The following is a 9,256-nucleotide window of genomic DNA, read 5'->3' as shown; positions in this document are numbered from 1 at the left end:
GGCGCATACCCGTGCTGCTGGATGAAGTCGTTGAGGTAGTCGAGGATCTCGCGCTGACGTTTCGTGAGCGGCTGCACGTTGGCACTCTCCGGAACCTGACGCGCGAACCCGATTCGGCGGCCGTCCACCGCGGGCCGTGCGACGATGTGGGAGCGTATGCAAATAAAAAGCGAAAGTCAAGCGGCCCGGCCAAACACGCGATGCTAGACTCCAAACGCTCGGTGGGTACGACGCTCACATCCCGACACGCACGGCGGACATGCTGGCTCACGTGCGCCTTCGCCGCGGCCGCGCTGGCGATCGCGGGTACCGGCGTGCGCGCCGGCGGGGGGGGCGCGCAGGGAAGCCTCGCGGCGGCCGACAGGATGCAGCAGAAGCTGGAGGCGATCGTGCGCTTCGGCGCCATTCCGCGACTCGAGACGCAGGCGACGGTGATCGAGGAAGGGGAAGTGAATGCTTACATGGCGTACTACCTCACGAGCGAGATCCCTCCGGGGATCGCGCCGCCCACGCTGCGCATCATCGGCGGTGACCGTCTGTCCGCATCCACCACGCTCGACATCGATGCGATGAACGCGAGTCGTCCCGCCGACAACGGCTTCGATCCCCTGCGCCTGCTCTCGGGCACGCTGGGAGCGACGGTGAGCGGCAGGCTCGTCACCGAGAACGGCAGCGGCAGGTTCCAGCTCGAGTCGGCTGAACTCGGCGGCATTCCGCTCCCGCGTGCCGTCGTCTCGCAACTGGTCGCCAGGTACGACGTCAACATCGACGACCCGTTCGATCTCCCGTCTTCGATCCGCGAACTCCGCATCGAGCCGGGCAAGGTCACCGTGCTGCAGTGAGCGCGGCCGATCCGTTGTCGGCGCCGCTCGAGGCGCTGCCCGGAGTGGGCCCGACGCGCGGGGCGGCGCTCGCGTCGGCGGGACTGCACACCATCGAGGATCTGCTCCTGCGATTTCCGCTGCGCTACGAGGACCGCGGGCACATCGTGCCGATCGCCTCGCTGCGACCCGGCATCGCCACGATTGCCGGCGACGTCGTCGACACGCACGCGAAACCGACGCGCCGCCCGCGCTTCACCGTCTTCGAGCTGACGGTGGCCGATGGCACGGGCACCGCGCGTGCCGTCTTCTTCAACCAACGATTTCTCGCGCAGGTCTTTCACCCCGGCCAGCGCGTGGTGCTCCACGGCAAGGTGGAGTGGAACAGCCAGGGCGCACAGTTCCAGAGTCCGCAGTACGAATTCGTCGATGCGCGTGCCGTCCAGGACGGTGAGAGCGTGCACACGGGCCGTATCGTGCCGATCTACGAGCGCATCGGCCCGCTCACGCCGAAGCTCCAGCGCGATCTCGTTGCGCGCGCGCTCGAACGGTTGCCCGAGACCATCACCGATCCGCTACCGGCCGACCTGCGTCGACTGCGCGGCCTGCCGTCGCGACGCGAGGCGCTGCTCGACGCGCACTTCCCGCCGGACGGCACTGATGTCGATACGCTGAACGCGTTCCGCACACCGGCGCAGGTGCGGCTCATCCTCGAAGAGTTCGTGCTGTTCCAGGTGGCGCTGGCCGACAGACGCGCGCGCGCCACCACCACGGCAAAGCCGCACACCATCGTCGTCTCGGACGAGATCCGTGCGCTTGCGCGACAGGTCCTGCCGTTCGCGCTCACGAAGGGACAGAGAACGGCGCTCAAGGAAATCGTCGAGGATCTGCAGCGACCGACGGCCATGAATCGCCTGTTGCAGGGCGACGTCGGGTCGGGCAAGACCATCGTTGCGTTGATTGCGGCTGTCGTGGCGATGGCCAACGGGCTGCAGGTGGTGCTGATGGCGCCGACGGAGTTGCTGGCCGAACAGCACGCGCGCACTGTCGCCGCGAGGCTGGCGGGCGCGTCGTTCCGATCGGTGCTGCTCACCGGCAGTCAACGCAGCGTCGCGCGTCGCACGGCACTTGCCGCGATCGCCTCGGGGGAGGCGCAGTTCATCGTCGGGACGCACGCGGTACTGGAGGCGCCCGCCGTGTTCGACAGGCTCGGGCTGGTCATCATCGACGAGCAGCACCGCTTCGGCGTGGGGCAGCGGGCACGGCTGCGTGAGAAGGGGCGGCATCCCGACGTGCTCGTGATGACCGCCACGCCCATCCCGCGAACGCTGATGCTCACGGCCTACGGCGATCTCGACGTGTCAGTGATCCCTGACCTGCCACCGGGGCGCGTGCCCGTGCGTACCACGGCGCGACCCGAGACGCGGCGCGACGAGGCGTACGCGTTCGTGCGCGAACAGGTCGAGCAGCGACGCCAGGCGTACGTCGTGCTGCCCGTCATCGAAGACAGCGAGAAGATCGACGTGCGCGCCGCCGTCACGATGGCGCGCGAGTTGAGCGACGGACCGCTGGCGGGCCTGCGCGTCGGCCTGCTGCACGGACGTCTCGCACCGGCGGAGAAGCAGGCCGTGATGCAGGCGTTCATCGCACACGGCATCGACGTCCTCGTGACAACGACGGTGATCGAGGTCGGCGTGGATGTGCCGAATGCGAGTGTCATGGTGGTGGAGCATGCCGAACGCTTCGGGCTCGCACAACTGCATCAGTTGCGCGGGCGTGTCGGTCGCGGGGCGGAGCGGAGCTACTGCGTGCTGCTGTTCGAGCGTCCGCTCGGCGACGCGGCGCGCGAGCGACTGAAAGCGATGACAGACTCGACGGACGGCTTCGTGATCGCCGAGCGCGACCTGGCGATTCGCGGGCCTGGCGACATGTTCGGCACGCGTCAGGCCGGCATGCCGACGTTGCGCATCGGGGATCTCGGACGCGACAAGGACCTCATGGCCGACGCGCATGCGATCGCGCGCACGCTTGTCGAACGGCTGCCACCAGACGCGCTGCCGCGGCGACTGGCACGCGCCGCCTGGACGGGACGCTTCAACCTGGCGCAGGTCGGCTGATGCGCGTGATCGCCGGTGCCTACAAGGGGCGCGTGCTGCGCGCCCCCACATGGACGGGCCTTCGGCCCTCGTCCGATCGGCTGCGCGAGACACTGTTCAACGTCCTCGCCCCGCGCATCGAAGGCGCGCGTGTGCTCGACGTGTGCGCGGGGACGGGCGCTGTGGGAATCGAGGCGTTGAGCCGTGGGGCGGCTGCCGCCACCTTCGTCGAGCGCGACCGTCGTGCGGCGGCGTTGATTGCCGGCAACCTCCGTACGTGCGGAATCGACAGCGGATACGTCATCGACAGGCGTGATGCGCTCGCGTCCGCCGAGGCCACGTTCGGAGGAGGCTTCGACATCGTGTTCCTCGATCCCCCGTACGAGCAGCCGTCGCTCGAACCGTGGGTGGCGCTCGGTGCGCGGCACGTCACGCCAGGCGGCCTGATCGTGCTGGAACATGCGTCGCGGCTGGCGGCGCCCGACGTCGTGGGAACCGTGCGGCGCACGCGTCAGCTTCGCCAGGGCGACAGCACCCTGACGTTCTACGCCGTCGAGCCGGAGTAGGCACGCCCGCGCGCGTTCGTGAATAATGCGGCGGGATGGCAGACATGCGTACGGCCCTCGTCGCAGGCTCGTTCGACCCGGTCACCAACGGGCATCTCGACGTGATCGTCAGAGCGCGCGCGCTCTTCGATGGCGTGGTGGTGGCGGTGCTGATCAACCCCGGCAAGACGCCGCTCCTCACCCTTGACGAGCGGCTGTCGCTCGTCCGTGAGTGCGTGACAGGCCTGCAGGGCGTCAACGTGGTGGCCTTCGAGGGCCTGCTCGTCGACGCCGCGCGTGCCGCAGGCGCGACGGCCGTGGTGCGCGGTGTGCGCTCGGTGACCGACTACGAGCACGAGTGGCCCATGGCGCGGATGAACGCCGCGCTGCTGCCCAGGCTCGAGACGGTGCTCCTTGCGGCGGCGCCAGAATGGGCGCACGTCAGTTCCAGTCTCGTCCGGCAGATTCACGTGCTCGGCGGGTCCGTCGAGGCGTTCGTGCCTCCGGCCGCCGTGGCCCTTCTCGCGCGCGCCGCTGCCCGACGCGCCTCGACAGATGTCTGATCCGCCCATGCTCGCCGCCCGTACGTCGCGTATCTCCTCGTCTCCCACCATGAAGGGGTTCATCGCCGCCGAGCGACTTCGTCAGGCCGGCGTCGACGTCGTCGATCTCAGCGCCGGCGAACCTGACTTCCCGACGCCCGATCATGTGAAGGCGGCCGCCAACGCGGCCATCGCCGCCAACTACACGCGATACACCGCCAACTCGGGCAGCAGCGAGGTGAAGCGGGCGATCGTCGACCGCTATCGCGCGGACTACGGCGTGGAGTACGACGAGTCGGAAGTCATCGTCTGCGCGGGCGGCAAGCAGGCGCTGCTGAACGCGGCGCTCACGGTGTTCGGTCCCGGCGACGAGGTGATCACGCATGCGCCGGGATGGCCGACGCTCGTCGAACAGATCAAGCTCGCCGACGCGACACCTGTCGTGGTCCATGCGTCGCCGGAGGATGGATTCGCGCTGCGCGCGCAGCTGTTCCTCGACGCGATCACGCCGCGCACCAGGGCGATCGTGATCAACTCGCCGGCCAATCCGACGGGGGCGCTTGTCACCGAGCAGGAGATGGCCGCGATCGCCGATGTTGCGGCGGCGCGCGACATCTGGGTGATCCTCGATCTCTGCTACGAGAAGCTCATCTACGATCCCGTACCGCACAACCTGCCGAAGGTACTCGGCGATCGCATGCGCGATCGGACGATCCTCGCCGGCTCTGCATCGAAGGCGTACGCGATGACGGGATGGCGGTGCGGCTGGCTGCTGGCGTCCAAGACCGTCGTGTCGGCGTGCAACGCCATCCAGAGCCACTCGACGAGCAATGCGTGCTCGATCACGCAGAAGGCCGTCGTGGCCGCGCTCAGCGGCCCGCAACAGTGCGTCACCGACATGCTCGACGAGTACCGGATGCGGCGGGATCGCATCAGGACACTCGTCTGCAGCGATGCGCGCCTGCGATGCCTGACGCCTGCGGGCGCGTTCTATCTGTTCGTCGACATCTCCGGGTTGTTGTCGCCAGATGGCCTCCGCACGAGCGCGGAGTTCTGCCAGGCGCTGCTCGAAGATCGGCATGTGGTGCTCACGGCCGGTGAGGCGTTCGATGCGCCGGGGTTCTTCCGGTTGTCGTACGCCGCGTCCATCGATCGTCTGGAGGAGGCCGCGCGCCGGCTTCAGGCGTTCATCGCCGACATCGACACCGGCACGTATCAGTCGCGCTAGTCCATGGCCGTGTCACAGCCATACGGGGCCGTCACCGAGACGTTTGTCGCCGAGTTGCGCGCCGCTGTCGGCGACGAGCACGTGCGCGTTGACGCAGGGTCGCGGGCGACATACGGCACGGACGCGCTGAGGAAGGGCCATCCCGCCGACGTCGTGGTGTTTCCCGGGAGCACGGAGGAGGTCTCCGCCGTGCTGCGCGCGTGTACGGCGCATCGCGTGCCCGTGGTGCCGCGTGGCGCGGGCACGGGCTACACGGGCGGTGCCGTGCCGACGTCGGGAGGCGTCGTGCTCGCGCTGCAGCGCCTCGATCGCATCCTGGAGGTCGACGAGCGCAACCTGCTGGCCGTTGTCCAATGCCACGTGGTGACGGGTGTGCTCCAGCAGGCGGTGGAAGCCGTCGGCCTGTTCTATCCGCCCGATCCCGCGAGCCTGCCCACGTCGACGATCGGCGGCAACGTGGCCGAGTGCGCGGGCGGTCCGCGCGCGTTCAAGTACGGCGTGACGAAGCGCTACATCCTCGGCCTCGAAGCCGTGCTGCCATCGGGCGAGATCATCAGGACCGGCGGCAAGAGCGTGAAGAACGTCGTCGGCTACGACCTCACGCAGTTGCTGGTGGGATCGGAAGGGACGCTCGCCGTCATCACGAAGGTGATCGTGCGTCTCGTGCCGCTGCCGCCGGCGCAGGTCACGCTGCGCGCGACGTTTGCAAGCGTCGATGCGGCTGTCGAGGCCGTAGTGAATCTGATTCGCGCGCGCGTCGTGCCGTCGGCGCTCGAGTTGATCGACGGTGATTCGCTCGACGCCGTGGCGAGCAGCGAGGGTACACGTGCGCTGGCGCCGGAAGGGACGGCGGCGCTGCTCCTGCTGGAAGTCGACGGGCTGGCCGAGGCCGTGGAGGAGGAGGGCAGGCGCGTGGCTGTGGCGTGTCGCGAAGCCGGGGCGAGCGAAGTGCTGGTAGCCGCCGATCGCGAGATACGCGAGGAACTCTGGCGCGTGCGCCGCGCGCTCTCGCTCTCGCTGCGCGTGCTGGCCCCGCTCAAGGTGAACCACGACGTCGTGGTGCCGAAGGGACGGGTGCCGGAACTGTTCGCGTTGATTCAGCGGCTGCGTGCGTCGTCACCCGGCGTGCGGATCCCGTGCTTCGGTCACGTCGGCGACGGCAACATCCACGTCAACATGATGCTCGACCCTGCCGATCCCGCTGCTGTCGCCGCCGCGGCTGCCGCCGAACGCACGCTCTTCGAAGGCGTCGTGGCGCTGGAAGGATCGATCAGCGGCGAACACGGTATCGGCTTCTCGAAGCGCCCGTTCGTGAGTCTCGAACTGTCGCCCATCGAGATCGCGCTCCAGCAGCGCATCAAGGCTGCGTTCGATCCCCTGAACATCCTGAATCCGGGGAAAATCCTGCCTTCGTAAGGAACTCCGCTGACACGTGTGGCGGCTACTGATTGGTGACGAGCAGCACCGTCTCGACGTCGCGTGACGGGTCGGGCCAGAGGAGAGTGCGCAGGCGGACGCCGGCGGGATTGAAGTACTGCACCTCGGCCAGCATGCGTGTGTGCAGGCCGTATTCCGCGGTGAGGAGATCCAGATCGTCGCGCGTGATCACGCACAGCACGCGCTGCGGCTGACGCAGGAACTCGACGACCTGCTCGGGCTGCACCAGATCGGTCTGCTTCACGCCCGTGTAGAAGATCAGGTTGCGGACGAAGACTCGGTAGGTGGCAGACGGCTCGTGCCCCTGGTAGACGACGTTGTACTTGCGCGCCATCACCTGCACGGGTTCGAGATCGGCCGCCGACGCCACCGAGTAGTGCAGCGACAGCAACGTGGCGATCGACGCCATGGCCATCGTCACGGGCAGGGCCCAGCGGCGACGGCTCCAGCTCGCGACGAGCACCGAAATCGCGCTCGTCGTGATGATGCTCGTGCACACGAGCGCGAGCGACGGCGTGAGGACGAAGAGCAGCGGCCGCGCGCGGTGCAGGAGCAGGCCGAGGATGAAGAACAGCACGGCGCACAACGTGCCGCACCACGCCAGGGCGGTCTGGCGGCCGGTACGCGTCGTCGTGAGGGGCCCGTCATCGGGTAAGCGTGCGATAACGCTTCTCGCCAGCAGGAGCGCCATCGGCGGCAGCATCGGCAGGATGTACCGGGGCTGCTTGCCGATCGACACCGAGTAGAAGATGAACGGCACCGCCGCCCAGATGATGGCGCGCCACTCGGCACGCGTGACGAGGCGCTCGCGGCGAAACACGCGCCGCCACGTCGGCAGCCACAGCAGGATGAACGGCGACCACGGCATCAGGCCGCCAAGCACGATCGGCACGTAGAACCAGATCGGCCGCGGCTCGTTGTAGCGGTCGGTGGCGAAGCGCTCGAGGTTCTCGCCGATGAAGAACCGGTGCATGTACGCGAGGCCGTGATGATCCGCCATGGCGATGAACCACGGCGCGGCCACCGCCAGCACGATGCCGCCGACGAGCAGGATGTCGAGAAGACCGGGCAGGTGAGCGCCCTGTTCGCCGGGGAGTGCGCGACGCTCCTTCCACCACACGGGCAGCGCGGCAATCACCGGCAGTGCCACCCCCACGGGCCCCTTCGCGAGCAGGCCGAGCCCCATCATGACGCCGGCGAAGACCAGCCACAGTCGTCGCCGGGCCCGCGTGGATTCCGTGGACGCGATGGGCGATCCGATCGCCTCGATGAGACCCCACGTGGCCGCGGCGATGAAGAACGCCAGCGGCAGATCGGGCAGCGAGAGACGCCCGATGGAGAAGTACCCGAAACTCGTCGCGACGACGGTCGCGGCGAAGAATCCGGTCCCGGCGTCGAACCAGCGACGACCGACGAGGTAGGTGAGAATCGCGAGCCCGAGACCCGCCAGCGCGGAAGGGAAGCGCGCGGCCGCTTCACCGACGCCCGCAGCCTTGTACGCCGTGGTGACGAGCCAGTAGAAGAGGATGGGCTTCTGGAAACGAACTTCGTAGTTGTAGAAGGGCGTCAGCCAGTCGCCCGATGTCACCATCTCGCGCGACGCTTCGGCGTAGAACGCTTCGTCGGAATCGCCGATCGCGCCGCGTCCCAGGCCCGCGAAGAACGTCAGGAAGCAGACCAGGCCGAGTATGAGGACATGCCGCGACACGCTGCCGGATTCTACACCATGGGGTTTTCAGCTATACTCGGGCCTCACCTCGTGGTTCCGGGGAGTGTCGCGCATGCATGGCGCGTCCTGCGATCACCCCGCGAGTCCCGCACCCTCTCCACTTCGTCACACAGCATGGCACCAGCACAGAAGCGCTCCGGCGGCCGCCGCGGTCCACGTCCCTCGGGCCCGCGTCGTCCCGTCACCGACATCCCCGACGTCGCCAACGATCCGCCGGTGGATCTCCCGCCCGAAGGCAGCGAAGCCAGCCTGCGCATCGGGCAGTTGAAGGAGATGAGCATCCAGTCACTGATGCAGGTGGCGCAGGATCTCGGCGTGGTCGGCGCGACGGGCCTGCGCAAGCAGGAACTGATCTTCCAGATCCTCAAGGCGCAGACCGAACAGAGCGGCTTCATCTTCTCGGAAGGCGTGCTCGAAGTGTTGCCCGACGGCTTCGGCTTCCTGCGCGCGCCAGACTACAACTACCTCGCCGGTCCCGACGACATCTACGTGTCGCCGTCGCAGATCCGCAAGTTCGATCTGCAGACGGGCGACACGGTGAGTGGCCAGATTCGACCGCCGAAGGACGGCGAGCGCTACTTCGCGCTGATCAAGGTGGAGGCCGTCAACTTCGAGGCCCCCGAGTTCGCGCGCAACAAGATCTTCTTCGAGAATCTCACGCCGCTCTACCCGCAGGCGCGCTTCTCGCTCGAGACCACACGCGACAACCTCTCGGCGCGCGTGCTCGACCTGATGACGCCCATCGGCAAGGGGCAGCGCGGCCTCATCGTCGCGCCGCCGCGCACGGGCAAGACGATCCTCCTGCAGAAGCTCGCCAACTCGATCGCCAAGAACAACCCCGAGGTCTACCTGATCGTG

The 9,256-nt window shown here is 68.0% G+C and carries 9 protein-coding genes; 7 read left to right on the top strand and 2 right to left on the bottom strand.

Going from position 1 to position 9,256, the window contains the following annotated elements:
• Nucleotides 1–128: hypothetical protein (locus tag IT182_04400; protein MCC6162574.1), on the bottom strand; the 128-nt coding region annotated here is incomplete at its 3' end.
• A gap of 93 nt (nt 129–221) precedes the next feature.
• Here IT182_04400 and IT182_04395 point away from each other — a divergent pair.
• Genes IT182_04395 through IT182_04370 form a run of 6 tightly spaced genes read left to right on the top strand, consistent with a single transcriptional unit; the run spans nt 222 to nt 6,648 of the window.
• Nucleotides 222–842 (top strand): hypothetical protein, encoded by a 621-nt coding sequence (locus tag IT182_04395; protein ID MCC6162573.1) that lies wholly within the window; start codon nt 222–224, stop codon nt 840–842.
• Entirely contained in the window at nt 839–2,938 is a 2,100-nt protein-coding gene (recG, locus tag IT182_04390) for an ATP-dependent DNA helicase RecG (GenBank protein MCC6162572.1), read from the top strand. The genes IT182_04395 and recG overlap by 4 nt, the downstream gene beginning before the upstream one ends.
• The gene (gene rsmD / locus IT182_04385) at nt 2,938–3,483 is read left to right on the top strand and encodes a 16S rRNA (guanine(966)-N(2))-methyltransferase RsmD (protein MCC6162571.1); all 546 of its coding nucleotides are present in this window, start codon (nt 2,938–2,940) and stop codon (nt 3,481–3,483) included. The genes recG and rsmD overlap by 1 nt, the downstream gene beginning before the upstream one ends.
• A gap of 44 nt (nt 3,484–3,527) precedes the next feature.
• Nucleotides 3,528–4,025: a pantetheine-phosphate adenylyltransferase gene (gene coaD, locus IT182_04380; protein ID MCC6162570.1), complete on the top strand. Its 498-nt coding sequence runs from the start codon at nt 3,528–3,530 to the stop codon at nt 4,023–4,025.
• 7 nt (nt 4,026–4,032) lie between these two features.
• On the top strand, nt 4,033–5,232 hold the full coding sequence (locus IT182_04375) for a pyridoxal phosphate-dependent aminotransferase (GenBank protein MCC6162569.1): 1,200 nt from the start codon (nt 4,033–4,035) through the stop codon (nt 5,230–5,232).
• 3 nt (nt 5,233–5,235) lie between these two features.
• Nucleotides 5,236–6,648: an FAD-binding protein gene (locus IT182_04370; GenBank protein MCC6162568.1), complete on the top strand. Its 1,413-nt coding sequence runs from the start codon at nt 5,236–5,238 to the stop codon at nt 6,646–6,648.
• 25 nt (nt 6,649–6,673) lie between these two features.
• Here the strand turns inward: IT182_04370 and IT182_04365 are convergent, their stop codons facing one another.
• On the bottom strand, nt 6,674–8,377 hold the full coding sequence (locus IT182_04365; GenBank protein ID MCC6162567.1) for a glycosyltransferase family 39 protein: 1,704 nt from the start codon (nt 8,375–8,377) through the stop codon (nt 6,674–6,676).
• Between the two features lie 294 nt (nt 8,378–8,671).
• On the opposite strand from IT182_04365, the gene IT182_04360 reads away from it, so the two are divergent.
• On the top strand, nt 8,672–9,256 hold a 585-nt coding region (locus IT182_04360; protein MCC6162566.1), incomplete at its 3' end, for a Rho termination factor N-terminal domain-containing protein.

The organism is Acidobacteriota bacterium, from assembly GCA_020845575.1.
Taxonomy (GTDB): Bacteria; Acidobacteriota; Vicinamibacteria; order Vicinamibacterales; family Vicinamibacteraceae; genus Luteitalea.
The sequence above is the reverse complement of the archived record's forward strand: the minus strand, read 5'-3'. Positions and strand labels throughout refer to the sequence as shown.